Raw genomic sequence first — 15805 nt, 5'->3', positions numbered from 1 at the left:
ACCGGCTAGCTTTCGCAGGTGCAGGGACGCATCCTTCGGAAGCGATAGCAATTTATCCATAAGACCAAGGCTAGTAACCAATGAATGTAACTTCGCTAGGGGCGGCAAGGGAGATCCAAGAGGGAATTGCTGTTGATCCCCTCTTGGTCGGGTGTGGGTTGAAGACCCACGACTTTGATCTTGTCTTAGATTTTCTCTGAATTGATTCATACAAATAAATTCAAACCCAAGTTTGATAAACAAAAAAGGCGCCTAAGCGCCTTTTTCAATTTAGGTTGAGGGTAACACCCTAACCACAGCAAATCTGATTAAACAATCAGATCATACTCTTCCCGTAGGATCTTAATAATATCTGCCTTAGGATTCGCTGGCAGCGGAATTGCTGCGCCGGTCACCTTCTCGGCGATGCCGGTGTAAGTGCGTGACACTTGCATCATCGCCTCTAATGGCAGGGCATTATCGCGGGCGAGGGCTTCGCGCTCTGGCATTCTGTCCTTGTTGAGCAGAATATCCGGATCTGGGAAATGATTTAACAGGAACTGACGGAAACCTTCCTTAGAGTTTTCAAGGATTTTACCATCGCGGTAGGCGGCGCCGTCCCAAATGCGAGATGAATCGGGGGTGCCCACTTCATCCATATAGATCAGTTTTGAGTTGCCGTTTTTATCGGTCACATAACCAAACTCGAACTTGGTATCCACAAATACTTGGTCAAGGTCGGCCAGTGCCTTTGAGATCACCTTAAAGCCATCTTTTAACAGCTTCTCGTACAGGTCGATATCTTCTACCTTTTCAAAACCAAAGGCTTGGTAGTTGGCTTCGATATCGCTGCGGCTGATGTTCACATCATCCTGCGCGGGTACACCGGGGATCCCAGTTAAAATGCCTTTGGTCGAAGGGGTGATCAGCAAATCTGGCAGTTTTTGATCTTTCTCTAAGCCTTCTGGCAGGGTGATACCGCAGAATACGCGCTCGCCCTTGGAGTAGGCGCGCCACATGGAGCCGGTAATGTATTGGCGGCAAATGGCTTCAACTTTAATTGGGCGGGCTTTTTGGACTATCCAAACGAAGGGATGCGGAATATCTAAAATATGGCTGTCGGCTAAACCATTTTCGGCAAATAGCTTAAACCAATGATTAGAAATGGCATTTAATGCCGCGCCTTTACCTGGGATGCCTTTTAATCCGCCTTCACCGTGGAAGATGCAGTCGAAGGCGGAGATGCGATCGCTAATTACCATAATGGCAAGCGGCGTATCTTCGGGCACATTGTAGCCCTTGGTTTTGATTAAACGGCGGCTGTCGGCGTCGGTTAGCCAGTAAACGCTACGTACCTTGCCGCTATGAACTGGGCTATCGGTGCGGATGGGCAAATCGTTGTTTACGGCTAATACGGAATCAGCAAGACTCATGACGAGTATTCCTTTGGATAGAGAGTGTAGGGACGAGTTTTTTATTCGTTGCGGTGTGCTTAAGCATAAGATGCTTAGCCACCTTTTTATTATTGACCAATAGCTTATTGCTCAGTTTGCGTAAAGCCTTGGTGAAGGTTAAGCGTAAAGCGAATAGTGGATTTTCGGGCGATGGGGAGAATAACGTTTGTCTAGATATGGGGTGAAAATGAAACGCAGAGCAAGGTTGGCGCCAGAGTAATACTGGTCTGCTCAAGCGGGGAACCCCCGTGCCATTTTGCTCGAAAAGGCTAACCATTAATCCCAGAGAACCTTGTTAGACAGCCGCGAAAAGTGGCGCCATTTTACCTTTATTCGCAAAATTTTCCACGGCTATTTATGCGCATCTGTGCGGCGTGTCGGCACAAAGTGAAGGCTGGTAAAGGTAAAAGCTGAAAATGCCTAAAGCGGGAGCGTCGCTCGCAAGCGTTTGAAGCTAGATTGTGGGGCTAGGTTGTTGAGCATAAGTGCTAAGCCTATATTCGGTTTATGCCAATTTAGCCATGTAGTGAGTGGCGTTAATCGGGTTATTATCTGCGGCTATAGTGCATCAGCTTGAGGCGCCGCTTCTCGCTTTAACAGCTATTTGTTGTAGATTCAAAAAGACAATTTGCCCATCAGGACGTGCCTAAGCCGTGATGGAGAATATGGAGCGAGTATGACGACAGATGCAAAAACGCCAATGATGGCGCGCGCAGCCTCACAGGGGCGGTATTTTTTCTCGCAGCAATTTATCGCCTTAGCCGAGAGCCAAAGCCAGTGGCAAGACCTTGAGTTTGAAGAATGCGAGTTCTACGATTGCCAATTTAGCGACAGCACATTCCGTAACTGCAAGTTTATCGATTGCCGTTTTGTGGGTTGTAATTTAAGCCTGCTCAAGGTGCCCTTAAGCCAATTTAACGGTGTGAGATTTGAAGAATGTAAGCTGGTGGGCATAGATTGGACCCGTGCTGCTTGGCCGAGATTATCCTTTGCGGCACCTTTTAGCTTTAGAACCTGCATCTTAAACGACTGCTCTTTTATGGGCCTTAAGCTCGATGAAATGGTACTTGAGGGCTGTAAGGCGCAGGATGTGGATTTTCGTGAGGGCAAGTTTAATCGCGCCAACTTTAGTTACAGCGATTTTCGCCACAGCTTATTTGGCCGCACCGAGTTAATGGAGGCGGATTTCTCCGAGGCAACCGATTACGACATTGATATTTTTAACAACAAAATTAAAGGCGCTAAGTTTAGCCGCGATGAAGCGATTCGGCTGTTAAATGGCTTAGATATTACCTTGGTGGATTGACCTTATACCAACCTCATATCAGCACCTGTTCGCGCTAATAGGTGCTGGCATTTTATCCTTTTAAATGAACGGGTTTATTGTGACAGCGATATCGCGGTATCACTTTTTAACTTATTGTTTTTAAAATTGCTTTTAGGTTTTTTGATAACTTTTTATTGTGGTGCGTATTGTAAAAACACCTCAAGCGTACGCATCGATATGGCCAATCAACACTATTGATCTTATTCACGAATTTTTAGAACAATTTTAACTTTTAGTTGCCATAGATCACACCAAACTTGCCTATGTGGTTTACCACAATAGCCGCCTACCTCTTTCGGGATAACAATCACTCTGGAACAGCAAAATGCCAGCGCGTCTTAGGGCATTGGCATTAATAACTAAAAACCTGTGAGCAAATTTAGTGTTTCACCGCAGTGGTGACCCAAAGCCTAAGTTTGCGTGTGCCAATTGGTGCATAAGGGTGGATGAGTGTGATGGAGGTAACCATGATTGAGCTTAATAGGCGAACCTTTTTAAAGGGCGCAGGGGCCAGCGGTGCAACATGTGCATTAGCTAGCTTATTGCCGGGCAGCTTAGCGGCATTAGAGAGTAAGCAGCTAAAGGGCATGGGCAAAGAAATTGCCAGTATCTGTGAGATGTGTTCAACCCGCTGCCCGATTTCAGCGCGGGTGATTGAAGGTAAAAACGTCTTCATTAGCGGTAACAAGGCAGCTAAAGCTTTTGGCGGTAAAGTCTGTGCCCGTGGTGGTGCTGGCCATAGTTTGCTGTACGATCCACAGCGGATTGTTAAACCGCTAAAACGGGTTGGCGAGCGTGGCGAGGGTAAATGGGCGGAAATCAGTTGGGATGAAGCCTATCAACTGATTGCCGATAATCTTACTAAAATCAAGCAAGCTCACGGCCCTGAGGCGGTGGCGTTTTCCTCTAAATCCGGTTCGCAAGAAAAACACTTATTCCATCTCGCCACAGCGTTTGGCAGCCCAAATACCTTTACCCATGCATCTACTTGCCCAGGTGGTTATGAAATTGCCGCCAAGGCCATGTTTGGCACTAAGGTGAAACGCGATTTAAGTAACTCAAAATACATCATTAACTTCGGCCATAACCTGTACGAAGGCATCAACATGTCCGAAACCCGTGGCATGATGGCAGCGCAAATGGATAAAGGCGCTAAGTTGGTGGTGTTTGAGCCAAGATTCTCTATCGTCGCCGACAAAGCCGATGAGTGGTATGCAATCCGTCCCGGCACCGACGTAGCGGTCGCTTTAGCGTTATGTCATGTCTTGATTGAAGAAAATCTTTACGACAAGGCCTTTGTTGAGCGTTATGTCGAAGGCTTTGACACCTTTGCCGCCGAAGTAAAAGCCTATACCCCTGAGTGGGCCGAAACGATCTCCGATGTGCCCGCCAAAGATATTCGCCGTATTGCCCGTGAATATGCGGCTAAAGCGCCCCATGCGGTGGTGGATTTTGGTCACAGAGCCACCTTTACCACCGAAGAGTTTGAAATGCGCCGCGCGCTTTACGCTGCCAACATCTTGATTGGTAACATCGAGCGTAAGGGCGGGATCTACCTGGGTCAAAAGCCTGGCGATTATAACAAGCTCGCCGGTGAAAATGTGGCCCCCGTGCTGGGTAAGCCCGGCGTAAAAGATATGCCAAAGCCTGAGGCAAAACGTATCGACCAAGTGGAAGAACAGTACGCCATGATGTGGTCAGCGGGCGGGGTTTATCAAACCGTCCTCGATGCGACCTTAAGCGCGGTGCCTTATCAGTTACATGGCTGGGTGATGTCCCGTACTAACCCAATGCAAACCATGACCGACAGAGCGCGTGTGGTCGAAGCCTTGAAAAAGCTCGACTTTGTTGCAGTGTGCGATGTGTATATCAGTGAAACCGCGGCCTATGCCGACGTGATTCTACCTGAGTCTACCTACCTTGAGCGCGATGAGGAAATCGCTGACAAGTCCGGTAAAAACCCTGCCTACTATGTGCGCCAACGGGTAGTCGAAACCTTAGGTGATACTCGTCCTTCATGGCAAATCTTTAAAGATATCGGCCATAAGCTAGGGTTGAGTGAATTCTATCCATGGGAAAACATGGAGACCCTGCAACTATTGCAGGTAAACCGCGACACAGAGCTGCTGCGCCGGATCAAAGACGAAGGTTTTGTCAGCTTCGGTAAGCCGATTATGTTGCGTGAACCTAAAATGGTCGCCGAATTTACCAAGGCCTATGCCAATGCCAAACCTGCGGATGAAGACGGCACCTACGGCAGTTTACTCAGCTTTAAAACCCCAAGCGGCAAGATTGAATTGACCTCCGCCAAGGTTGAAGCCATGGCGCCAGGACGCGGCGTCATTAAATTCCGCGAAGTGCAGCTTAAAAAGCCAAATGAACTCTACTTTATCCAAGGTAAGGTGGCGGTGCATACCAATGGCGCGACCCACAATGTGCCCATGCTGGCAAATTTGATGTCGGATAACGCTGTATGGGTTCACCCAGATACCGCGAGCAAATTAGGTATCAGCAATGGCGACCCTATTCGCTTAACCAGCAGTGTAGGTACAGAGGAAGGTCATGCGTTAGTCACCCCGGGCATTCGCCCCGATACCGTGTTTGCTTATATGGGCTTTGGTTCTAAAAACAAAGAGTTGGTTAGAGCGACAGGCAAAGGTATCCACTGCGGAAACTTATTGCCCCACGTTACCGCGCCTGTGTGTGGCATGACGGTACACACCACTGGCGTCACGCTGGCAAAACGCTAATTGGAGGCTCAAATGACGAAAAGATATGTGATGGTGCACGATGAGAACAAGTGCATCGGCTGCCAAGCCTGTAACGTGGCTTGCCGCAGTGAAAACGGCGTACCAGAAGGGGTGACCCGTTTGCAGGTGAGAGTCGAAGGGCCGTATGGCGAAATGCCCAATCTGCACTTTAAGTACCACAGGGTGTCTTGCCAGCAGTGTGAAGATGCGCCTTGTGTGAAGGTGTGTCCAACGGGTGCGGCCTATGTGGGCGAAGATGGCATTGTCTCCATCCACGGCGACAAGTGTGTGGGTTGTATGTACTGCGTGGCGGCGTGTCCCTACAAAGTGCGTTTTATGAATCCCGAAACCAAAGTGGCTGACAAGTGTAATTTCTGTAAGGACACGCGTTTGGCCCGGGGTGAAGAGCCTGCCTGTGTGACTGTGTGCCCGACCGATGCCTTGGTGTTTGGCGATGCTAACGATCCACAAAGTGAAGTGGCCACACTGCTCAACACTAAGATCACTTACCAAGATAAGACCCATTTAGGCACTAAACCTAGGGTATATCGCGTTCCTACCAAAAGAGGGGGGATTTGATTATGAACAATACTTGGGGCGATATGGCGCAATATGATCCCGTCACTTGGCACTGGGTCATCGCCGTGTATTTGTTTATGGCGGGTTTATCCGCCGGAAGTTTGCTGATTGGCATTGGTTTGCGTTGGTTCAATCAAGAACAAACACAAGTTGAGAGCAATATCCTCAAGGCCGCAGCAATTATTGGCCCTGTGGCAATCAGCTTAGGCTTGGCTTGTTTAGTGTTTGATTTAACTAAGCCTTTCCACTTCTGGTTGATCTTAATTAACTACAACTTCCAGTCCGTTATGGCGATTGGGGTATTAGCGCTGCTGGCTTACTCACCCTTGGCATTTGCCTACGCGATTTTAGTATTGCGTGACGATTTGCCAAAGTGGGGCTTAGGTTTCCTCGCGCCTATCGCTAAGCTGCTGATGCCCTTTAGAAAGCTGATTGAAGTGCTGTTGTTTGTCCTCGCCATTGGTGTGGGCGCTTACACAGGCTTCTTAATCTCGGCGATGAATGCCTATCCGATGCTAAACACTGCGGTATTGCCTGCACTGTTCTTGGTATCGGGTTTATCAGCGGGTGCGGCGGCCAATGCGGTGCTGGCGCTGGTAATGTTCAAAACCGATAGCCACGACAAGACCTTAGCTAAAATGCATGGCTTAGAGCTGCCAGTGATGGCAATCGAAATCATGTTCCTGTTTATGTTGTTCTGCGCCTTGTACTTTAAGGGCGGTGCGGCGGCTGCGGCACTGGCATCACTCACCTCTGGCGTGTGGGCAAGCGTATTCTGGATTGGTGTCGTGGGGATTGGCTTTGGTGTGCCATTGCTGTTTATGCTGCTTCCCGCAGCGACTCGCCACACTAAGGGCGCAATGATTATGGTGGCCTGTGCCAGCTTAACTGGCGTGCTCGCCCTGAGACACTTTATTGTGTATGCAGGCCAAAGTTACTTAAGCTAACGTATTGATGCTAGCGCACTAAGCATCACTTAAATGCGATTAAGTGATGCTCGAATGGATGACAACTCGTATCCACAGCAACAAAAAGCACCGTTAAACGGTGCTTTTTTTATGGCTGCGATTGGCATGAGGTTATTGCGGTAATAACTCAATCACTGATTTGACCGTGAGCACTAAGGCGCTGATAGCGCAGAGGGCTAAGGTCGCCATCTTGGTCTTATGTTTATCCACATTTCCCACCAGTTTGCCCGCCACGAGATAGCCTAAAAAGACCGAGGGCAATAGCATTAGCGACAGCCAAAAGTGCTTGATTTCGAGTAGGCCCGTCACCCCAAGAATCGCCAAGGCAATGGTCGAACTAAAGATAAAGAAGGCCGATAACGCCGCGCGAAACTGCGAAGCATCCTTACCCGCCAATAAAATCGCCATCGGAGGGCCACCAATGGCGGCGATATTGCCAAAGATCCCCGAGACGACTCCCGCGCCAAACAGAGTCGCTTTGTTCACCGGCAGACTGAATTTATACAAACTGAGCACCACGGCGACTGCCACAATGGCTGCAATCGCCAGACCAAGAATCGGCTGCGGCGCAAACAGTAATAGGCTAGCACCGATAAAGCCACCGGGCACTCGACCGATGAGCGCGTATTGCAAGCCATTGAATTCTAAATGGCCGCGTTCACGCAATAGGGTGAGTAGCGCGATGGAAAATCCCATCACAATCACGGGGGCAGGCACTAATTGGGGATCGACGATATACAGCAACGGACTGGCGACCACGGCTAAGCCAAACCCAATCAGACTCTGGGTGAGGGCACCTAAAAACACAATCACAGACGCGATGGCAAGCGTTTGTGGATCGATCAAGGAGAACATAGGATTCCATCAAAACAAAATAGGGATCGTTACTTTAACCCACCACGCCGGATGAGCATTAACGATCCCTAATAATTAGTTACGGCAGGATTATGGACGCTTAAGCGTTATTCCATGTCTTCCCACTCGATCCCCATTTCGTCCATCAACCGCTTCGCTTCAGCGGGGATGCTGTCTGGGCACTCTTTCGACAGATCGGCATCATCAGGCAGAGGCTGGCCGGTGTAGGCATGCAAAAATGCTTCGCACAACAGTTCGCTATTCGTTGCGTGGCGCAGGTTGTTGACCTGACGACGCGTACGTTCATCCGTGAGGACTTTTAGCACTTTGAGCGGAATAGACACAGTAATTTTCTTTACTTGTTCATTCTTCTTGCCATGTTCAGCATAGGGGCTGATGTATTCCCCATTCCATTCAGTCATTGACTCACCTGTTATAACGCTAAATTCGGGGCAGATTTTAAACCCTTACAGATTACAGTCAAATTATTGCTACTATTTCTTAGCGATTGCAAACAGATTTCTTTATGTTTAGACGTCTAAACGTCTTAACGCCTATTGACGATACCACTGGGCTTAGGTACATTTAGACGTCCAGACATCTCTATCAGTCTACCGAATTTAGGAGTCCACCCATGGCAGAGCGTCAATTAGCCACATTGGCAGTGCGTCAGGGTATCGAAAGCGATACTCAATATGGCGCCGTGGTGCCGCCAATTTACCTGTCGACGAATTACGCCTTCGATGGTCATAAAAATCCGCGCGAATTTGATTACAGCCGTTCCGGCAATCCTACCCGCAGCATCTTAGGCGATGCCTTAGCTAAGCTGGAAAAAGGCGCAACCGGTGTGGTGACCTGCACTGGCATGGCCGCCATTACCTTAGTCACCACGTTGCTTGGTCCAGATGATTTACTGGTGGTGCCCCACGACTGTTATGGCGGTTCTTACCGCTTATTCACCAACCTAGCGAAAAAAGGCCAATTTAAATTGCTGGTGGTCGATCAAACCGACAGCCAAGCACTTGCGCAGGCCATCGCTCAGCAACCTAAAATGGTGTGGATTGAAACCCCATCCAACCCTTTGCTGCGGGTGGTTGATATTGAGGCTATCGACAAGGCGAGCCACGGTGTGGGCGCGTTAGTGGTAGTGGACAACACTTTCCTGTCACCGATTTTTGCAGCAACCGCTATTACTCGGCGCCGATATCGTTATCCACTCCACCACTAAATACATTAATGGCCATAGCGATGTGGTGGGCGGCGCGGTGATCGCCAAAGATCCCCAAATTGGTGAGACCTTACATTGGTGGTCGAACACCTTAGGCTTAACCGGTAGCGCGTTTGATAGTTATCAAACCCTGCGCGGCCTGCGTACTTTAGCCGTGCGCATTCGCGAGCACCAAAACAATGCCCAGCGTATTGTGGAGTTACTGACTAGCAGCCCAGTGGTGAGCAAAGTGTATTACCCAGGCCTTGTGGATCATCCCGGCCATGCCATTGCCGCCAAGCAACAAAAAGGCTTTGGCGCTATGCTGAGTTTTGAGCTTAAGGGCGGCGAGGCCGAAGTGGTCGCCTTTTTAGATGCCTTAAGTTTATTCAGCGTGGCTGAGAGTTTAGGCGGCGTCGAGAGTCTCGTAGCCGTGCCCGCGACCATGACCCACAGGGCGATGGAGCCGCAGGCGCGTTTTGAAGCTGGCATTAAAGACACCCTATTACGTTTGTCGGTTGGTATTGAAGATGCCGACGACTTAGTTGCAGATATTCAAGCAGGATTGGCCGCCGTAGCGGCTTGTCAGTAGAGGAATAATAGATGGCACGTTGTCACTTACATAAATTTGGTGGTTCCAGCTTAGCCGATGCCGATTGTTATCGCCGAGTCGCCCATATTCTGTTAACCCATGGCCATAGTGATGATCTGGTGGTGGTGTCTGCCGCGGGTAAAACCACTAACTTTTTATATAAATTATTGTCCCTGCGCGATAGCAACCAATTATGGCAAGAAGAATTACAAGTTCTTATCAGCTATCAGCAAGGCTTGATTGAACAGCTGTTATCCAACGAGCAAGCGCGGGATTTACGCGAGCGTTTAACCACAGATAAAGCTCAGTTAATCAGTCTATTATCTTTAGATGTACGCAATGATTACCAAATTAACCATGTGGTGAGTTTTGGTGAGCGTTGGTCGGCGCGCCTGATGGCAGCGCTGCTGCGTGAATCTGGCGTGGCCGCAAGCCATGTGGATGCCTGCTCGATTCTCGTAGCCGATGAGGCCGCCGTGCCGCAAATTCGTGTGCAAGAATCCCGCGCCAAAGTGCAAGCCTTACTGGCCGCACACCCTAACGAGCGCCTAGTGATCACCGGTTTTATCTGCGCCAACGAGCGTGGCGATACCTTGCTATTGGGTCGCAATGGCTCTGACTTTAGCGCCAGCCTAATTGCTAGCCTTGCCGACATTGAGCGCGTGACCATTTGGACCGATGTGGAAGGGGTGTTCAACGCCGATCCCAATAAGATCAACGATGCCAAGTTACTGAAAAGCATGTCACTTGCCGAAGCCGACCGCTTGGCACGTTTAGGCTCACCTGTGTTGCATTCACGCACTTTACAGCCGCTGTTTAACACTGAGGTGAGCTTGGCTGTGCGTTCAAGCTATGCCTCCCATACCGACTTTACCCTGATTGCGCCGCACAGTTCCTCAGCGAGTGCGCCCGTGGTGACCAACCTAAATGCCGTGGTGTTATTTGGCTTTAAGATCGCGGGTGATGTGGTCAGTTTGCTCGAGCAATTAGTCGAAGCGGGATTAACGCCACTGGCACATTGGGTATCGGCGCATCAACGGCTTGAGCTTGCCTATACCGCTGAAAACCAAAAACAAGTACAAAAATTATTGGATGCGCAGGCCGAAGCCCTCGGCATTAAAGATCTGCAAATTAATACCGAACTCGGTTTAGTGGCGTTGGTGAGTGCCGATGCCGAGCATTATCGCCGCAGCTTTGCCCGTTTACTGAGCCGCGATGCTAAGCCCTTGTTCAGTGGTGACTTAAGTTTGGTGACCTTAGTGCCACAGTCGCAGGTTAATCTGCTGACCCAAAAAGTGCATCGCCGCTGTGCTGGCCCGCGCAAACGCATTGGCGTATTGCTGCTGGGCGTGGGCAATATTGGCGAGGCGTGGGTGAAGCTGTTTAAGTCAGTTTCTCCCTCGTTAAATCAAGAGCTTGAAGCGCAAGTCGAGTTAGTCGGTCTGGTCACTTCCAGTAAAGCTTTGATTAAGTCCACAGGGGTGGATCTACAAAACTGGCAGCAGGAATTTGATACTGAAGCGACTCCTTGGCAGTATGAGCATCTATTTGAACAATTAGAACAACTTAACTGCGATGAACTGATTGCATTAGATATCAGCGCCAGCGCCAGTTTAACCCTGCAATACCCAGAGTTTTTCGAGCGCGGCATCCATATGGTCAGCGCAAACAAACTCGCGGGTTCTGGCCCACTGCCTTTTTATCGCGAGCTTAAAGAACAACTCGGTTATCGCCGTTTATTCTGGCGCTATAACGCCAGCTGCGGCGCGGGTTTACCTATTCAGCACGCCTTAAACGATCTGCGTAACAGTGGCGATAGCGTTGAAGCCGTGGGTGGGATTTTCTCTGGCACCCTGTGTTGGTTATTTGAAAAATACGATACCAGTAAACCCTTCTCGGAATTAGTGATTGAAGCACGTGGTTTAGGGATTACTGAGCCCGATCCTCGGGACGATCTTTCTGGTCGCGATATGCAGCGCAAGTTGCTGATTTTAGCCCGTGAAATCGGCCTAGAAATCGAGCTTGAGGATATTGAGCTGCGCTCCTTAGTGCCTGCCCATTTAGCGGATATTCCACTGGAGCAATTCCTTGCCCGCATCGGTGAGCTGGATGATGAATTATTGCAGCAATATGGCGCAGCGGCGGAACAAAACAAGGTGCTGAGATATGTCGCCTCCTTGGATAATAGCGGCGCAGTCCTTAAAGCCGAGGTGGGATTACAGTGGATTGATGCGAGCCACCCCTACGCCAACCTCACGCCCGGTGACAATGTGTTTGTGATCCGCTCAGCTTTCTATCAAGGTAATCCTCTGATTATCCGTGGACCTGGTGCTGGCCGTGAGGTAACAGCGGCGGCGGTGCAATCGGATCTGACGCAGATCTGTCGCGATCTACTGCAAGAATAGGAATAAACCTCGTATCTTCAAGTTGATTCGGCCAATTTTCATAGACTTAAAGGACTCATTTGAGTCCTTTTTTATTGGCGAAGATAAGGACTAAAATCAAGGTGATCAACGAGGGATAAGAAAATGCCAAAAAGGGGGATTTTTTGGCTTGACTTAACAGCCAGTTTCTCTAGTATATGGACATATAGACGTCCAAACGTCCATATGGATTAAACTACTGCATTAATAGTCGTACCAGTCGCGATAAGTGTCGCACTCGGGCGGTTGAGGAAATACACATGGCTTTTCATCACGCACAACATTCACATTCGCTAAACCAAAGTTTGTCTGAACTTAATGGCGATATTAATGTTTCTTTTGAGTTTTTTCCGCCATCAACCCCCGAAATGGAACAGATCCTGTGGAACTCTATTCGTCGTTTAGAGCCGCTGAATCCTAAGTTTGTCTCAGTAACCTATGGGGCAAACTCGGGCGTGCGTGACCGTACCCACGGCGTAATTGAACGTATTCAACAAGAAACCAACCTAGTTGCTGCGCCGCACTTAACCTTAGTGGATGCCAGTGATGAAGAGCTGTTAGATCTGGCAAAGCATTACTGGAAATCGGGTATTCGCGACATAGTGGCGCTGCGTGGCGACTTGCCTGCGGGTAGCCCAAAACCGACTCGCTTTGCGGTGGATTTAGTGCGCCTGCTGCGCTCAGTGGCCGACTTTGATATTTCGGTCGCCGCTTACCCAGAAGTGCACCCAGATGCGGCTAACGCTCAGGCGGATTTGATTAACCTTAAGCGTAAAATCGATGCCGGTGCGAGCCGTGCTATTACCCAGTTTTTCTTCGATGTGGAATCTTACCTGCGTTTTCGCGACCGCTGTGTTGCGGCGGGGATTGATGTCGAAATCGTACCCGGCATTCTGCCCGTGACTAATTTTACCCAGTTAAAGCGTTTTGCGGGTATGACCAATGTGAGCTTACCAAGCTGGTTACATAAGCAGTTCGATGGCCTTGAAAATGATGCCGGAACCCGTCAGCTGGTGGGCGCAAACGTGGCGATCGATATGGTGAAAGTGTTGTCCCGCGAAGGGGTGAAGGATTTCCACTTCTACACCTTAAACCGTGCGGAATTGACCTATGCGATTTGCCATACCTTAGGGGTTCGCCCAAAGGCGGTATAACGTTAACAGCATAAAAAAACGCCGCTATTTAGCGGCGTTTTGTTTTGCTTGAATCCTAAATCCTAAATCCTAAATCCTAAACTGAGCGAGAAGTGTGGTTAAGCGCATCGACAGCTGTGCTAACTCGTCTCCCGCCCGCGCCGTTTGTACGGCACTCTCGGTGGCATTGGTCGTAATATCATTAATATTATTGACGTTTTTATTGATTTCCGCCGACACAGCACATTGCTCGTTGGCAGCGCTAGCGATTTGAATGTTCATTTGACTAATGGTGGATACGGCTTGGGTAATGGCTTCGAGCGCTTCCCCCGCCTCGTGCACCAACGAAACACAGTTTTGCGTGGTGGCGGTACTGGTATTCATGGTGCTGACGGTCGATTTGGCGCTATGTTGCAAGGCTTCAATCATCTGCTGAATTTCGCTGGTTGAAGCTTGGGTACGGCTGGCGAGCGTACGCACTTCATCCGCCACCACCGCAAACCGCGGCCTTGTTCACCCGCACGGGCGGCCTCAATGGCGGCATTGAGGGCGAGCAAATTGGTTTGATCGGCAATATTACGGATAACGACTAATACCGAGTCAATCTGCGCGGTATTACGCTCGAGTTCGTTGATGGCGGTGGCGGCATGGGCTATTTCATCCGCCAGCAGACTTATAGTCGAAATGACCTTTTCAACCAGCAACTTACCATGTTCAGTTGACTCGCTGGCGTGGGTTGCAGCGTCAGCGGCATCAGTCGCATTGTGGGCAACTTCTTGTACTGTTGCCGCCATTTCATTCATGGCGGTGGCGACTTGTTCGGTCTCAAGGTGTTGCCGTTTTGCCATTTGCTGAGTTTCATTTGTAATAGCAGACATTTCTTCGGCCGATGTCGCCAGTAAGCTGGTGGAGTCAGAGACTTGAGCAACAGTCGCGTGGATTTTCTCAGCAAAGCGGTTAAAGGCGAGTGCAAGTTGGGCGATTTCATCTTTGCTCTTCACTTCAATCCGGCGGGTTAAATCGCCTTCACCTTCTGCAATGTCATTGAGCGCATTGGTTGTTTCGGCAATTGGGCGGGTAATACTCTTAGCGATAAACCAGGCAATGGCGGTGCCAATTAAGAAGGCGATAAAGCCTATCAGGATGAGTTTAAAGCGAATATCGGACATCGCTTGCTCAGAATGGCTTCTGTCCAGTGCAATATCGAGCACACCAAAGGTTTTGCCCGAGTAGTCTTTCATCCCATGACGATACAGGGCGTAGCTCTTGCCGTCTAAATCGATGGTACGAATCACTTCAGTACCTTGCATTACCTTGTTGAGTTCGCTGGAGGCGCTGGAGGCGCTGGAGGCGCTGGTGTCGGTGGTAAAGGTGCCACCAAAGGGGACAAAGTTGCCATCCTTAGGCAGCAAAAGAGTTATCTCTGCTTGGTAGGCATTTTTAAAATTGTCGAAGAAGGGCTGTCCAAATGACATACCAAACTCCACCGAGCCCGTATGTTGTCCTTGGTAATTCATCGGCACGAGGCCGCGGATACCTAAGCCTTCAACCCCGTATTCTAAACCGCTGAGGGGCTGCTTTTGGGTGTTGGTTTCGACAATGGTTTTACGGATTGCGGTGAGGTCATCACCAAATTTTTCAGGGCGATGCAGGCGTAAAAACGAGGTCGCGGGTGGGGTGTGAAACTGAAATTGCTGCACGGCAAAATCTTGTTTAAGGCGCGTAAATAGCGGTTGAGTGCGTTGAAGTAGTGCTTCACGGTCGCGCTCGGCAAAGTTACTTTGGATCTCAGGTGTGAGTGAGATTAAGGTTGCCATCGCCTGTGCTCTTTGTCCCGATGAGACGATATTTGCCACCGCGGTTTCGTATAACTTATGTAATTCCCGTTGCTCAGACTCCCTTATTTGGCGACTGAATTCTGATAGCACCAGCGGCATGATAAAGCTCATCACCGCAAATAGCAGTAGGCTGATGCCTAACACTATCCGAGTGCTAATGTTTAAATTCTTCACAGTAAACCTCCCAGTATCCGTATGTCTGTCTGAATATCTTTTTGAATATTATAGAGATACTGCTTTTTATATTTGCGAGCGGGTGAACCTTTTTCAGTTGTTTTTCAGTTTTTTGCGGATTTCGTGGCAGCGTGCACAGATCTTTTCTGAGCAGAAAATATTTACTTAGCCTGCTAACTAAGTATAATACTTAGCAGGCTAAGTAAATGAGTAAGCATCATGTATAAAGAGCTCGAGCGCTTAAAGGAGTTATCCCTCGCGGAACATTTAGGTCGCCTGCACCGCTTATGGCGTACCGTGGCGGATGTGGAATTAGCACCACTTGGGTTAACCCATCCTCGTTGGACCGCGTTGTGGAAGTTATTGCGTCTAGGTGACAACGTGAGCCAAAAGGTGTTAGCGGATGCGCTGGAAATTGAATTGGCTTCTTTGATGCGTACCTTAGGGCAACTTGAGGAGCAAGGTTTAGTCGAGCGTCATTGCTGCACTAAAGATAAGCGCGCCCGAATCGTGTCGCTAACACCCG

At 49.3% G+C, this 15805-nt stretch carries 10 protein-coding genes and 2 pseudogenes; 8 read left to right on the top strand and 4 right to left on the bottom strand.

The features are described from left to right. Positions 1 to 308: 308 nt before the first annotated feature. Entirely contained in the window at positions 309 to 1412 is a 1104-nt protein-coding gene (locus SHEWPOL2_RS18910) for a phosphoribosylaminoimidazolesuccinocarboxamide synthase (RefSeq protein WP_037430680.1), read from the bottom strand. A 697-nt stretch (positions 1413 to 2109) separates the two neighbouring features. On the opposite strand from SHEWPOL2_RS18910, the gene SHEWPOL2_RS18900 reads away from it, so the two are divergent. The 4 genes from SHEWPOL2_RS18900 to nrfD all read left to right on the top strand — a co-directional run bounded on the left by SHEWPOL2_RS18900 (position 2110) and on the right by nrfD (position 7036). Beyond that, complete coding sequence (locus SHEWPOL2_RS18900) at positions 2110 to 2739, top strand: pentapeptide repeat-containing protein (RefSeq protein WP_037430675.1); 630 nt, start codon at positions 2110 to 2112, stop codon at positions 2737 to 2739. 488 nt (positions 2740 to 3227) lie between these two features. Beyond that, the gene (phsA, locus tag SHEWPOL2_RS18895) at positions 3228 to 5510 is read left to right on the top strand and encodes a thiosulfate reductase PhsA (protein WP_037430673.1); all 2283 of its coding nucleotides are present in this window, start codon (positions 3228 to 3230) and stop codon (positions 5508 to 5510) included. Positions 5511 to 5522: 12 nt separating this feature from the next. Beyond that, positions 5523 to 6089, top strand: coding sequence for a 4Fe-4S dicluster domain-containing protein (locus SHEWPOL2_RS18890; protein ID WP_011073773.1), 567 nt, complete (start codon positions 5523 to 5525; stop codon positions 6087 to 6089). 2 nt (positions 6090 to 6091) lie between these two features. Beyond that, positions 6092 to 7036 carry an NrfD/PsrC family molybdoenzyme membrane anchor subunit gene (nrfD, locus tag SHEWPOL2_RS18885; protein WP_037430671.1) on the top strand — a complete coding sequence of 315 codons (945 nt, stop codon included), beginning with the start codon at positions 6092 to 6094 and terminating at the stop codon, positions 7034 to 7036. Positions 7037 to 7168: 132 nt separating this feature from the next. Here nrfD and SHEWPOL2_RS18880 read toward each other — a convergent pair whose 3' ends face one another. Both SHEWPOL2_RS18880 and metJ read right to left on the bottom strand, forming a co-directional pair. Continuing rightward, complete coding sequence (locus SHEWPOL2_RS18880; RefSeq protein ID WP_037430669.1) at positions 7169 to 7912, bottom strand: sulfite exporter TauE/SafE family protein; 744 nt, start codon at positions 7910 to 7912, stop codon at positions 7169 to 7171. A 107-nt stretch (positions 7913 to 8019) separates the two neighbouring features. After that, positions 8020 to 8334: a met regulon transcriptional regulator MetJ gene (gene metJ / locus SHEWPOL2_RS18875; protein WP_011073770.1), complete on the bottom strand. Its 315-nt coding sequence runs from the start codon at positions 8332 to 8334 to the stop codon at positions 8020 to 8022. 212 nt (positions 8335 to 8546) lie between these two features. On the opposite strand from metJ, the pseudogene metB reads away from it, so the two are divergent. From metB to metF, 3 genes and pseudogenes are all read left to right on the top strand, one after another. After that, positions 8547 to 9711, top strand: a pseudogene (gene metB, locus SHEWPOL2_RS18870) (cystathionine gamma-synthase). A gap of 11 nt (positions 9712 to 9722) precedes the next feature. Next, entirely contained in the window at positions 9723 to 12116 is a 2394-nt protein-coding gene (locus tag SHEWPOL2_RS18865) for a bifunctional aspartate kinase/homoserine dehydrogenase II (RefSeq protein ID WP_037430666.1), read from the top strand. A gap of 278 nt (positions 12117 to 12394) precedes the next feature. Next, on the top strand, positions 12395 to 13288 hold the full coding sequence (gene metF, locus SHEWPOL2_RS18860; protein ID WP_037422525.1) for a methylenetetrahydrofolate reductase: 894 nt from the start codon (positions 12395 to 12397) through the stop codon (positions 13286 to 13288). A 69-nt stretch (positions 13289 to 13357) separates the two neighbouring features. Here metF and SHEWPOL2_RS18855 read toward each other — a convergent pair. Further along, positions 13358 to 15279 (bottom strand): annotated as a pseudogene (locus SHEWPOL2_RS18855) (methyl-accepting chemotaxis protein). A 219-nt stretch (positions 15280 to 15498) separates the two neighbouring features. Between SHEWPOL2_RS18855 and SHEWPOL2_RS18850 the strand changes: the two are divergent. Continuing rightward, on the top strand, positions 15499 to 15805 hold a 307-nt coding region (locus SHEWPOL2_RS18850; RefSeq protein WP_037430665.1), incomplete at its 3' end, for a MarR family transcriptional regulator.

This window comes from Shewanella sp. POL2 (assembly GCF_000282755.1).
Lineage (GTDB): Bacteria > Pseudomonadota > Gammaproteobacteria > Enterobacterales > Shewanellaceae > Shewanella > Shewanella xiamenensis.
Note: the sequence above shows the minus strand (reverse complement) of the source record. Positions and strands in the feature narration are given on the sequence as shown.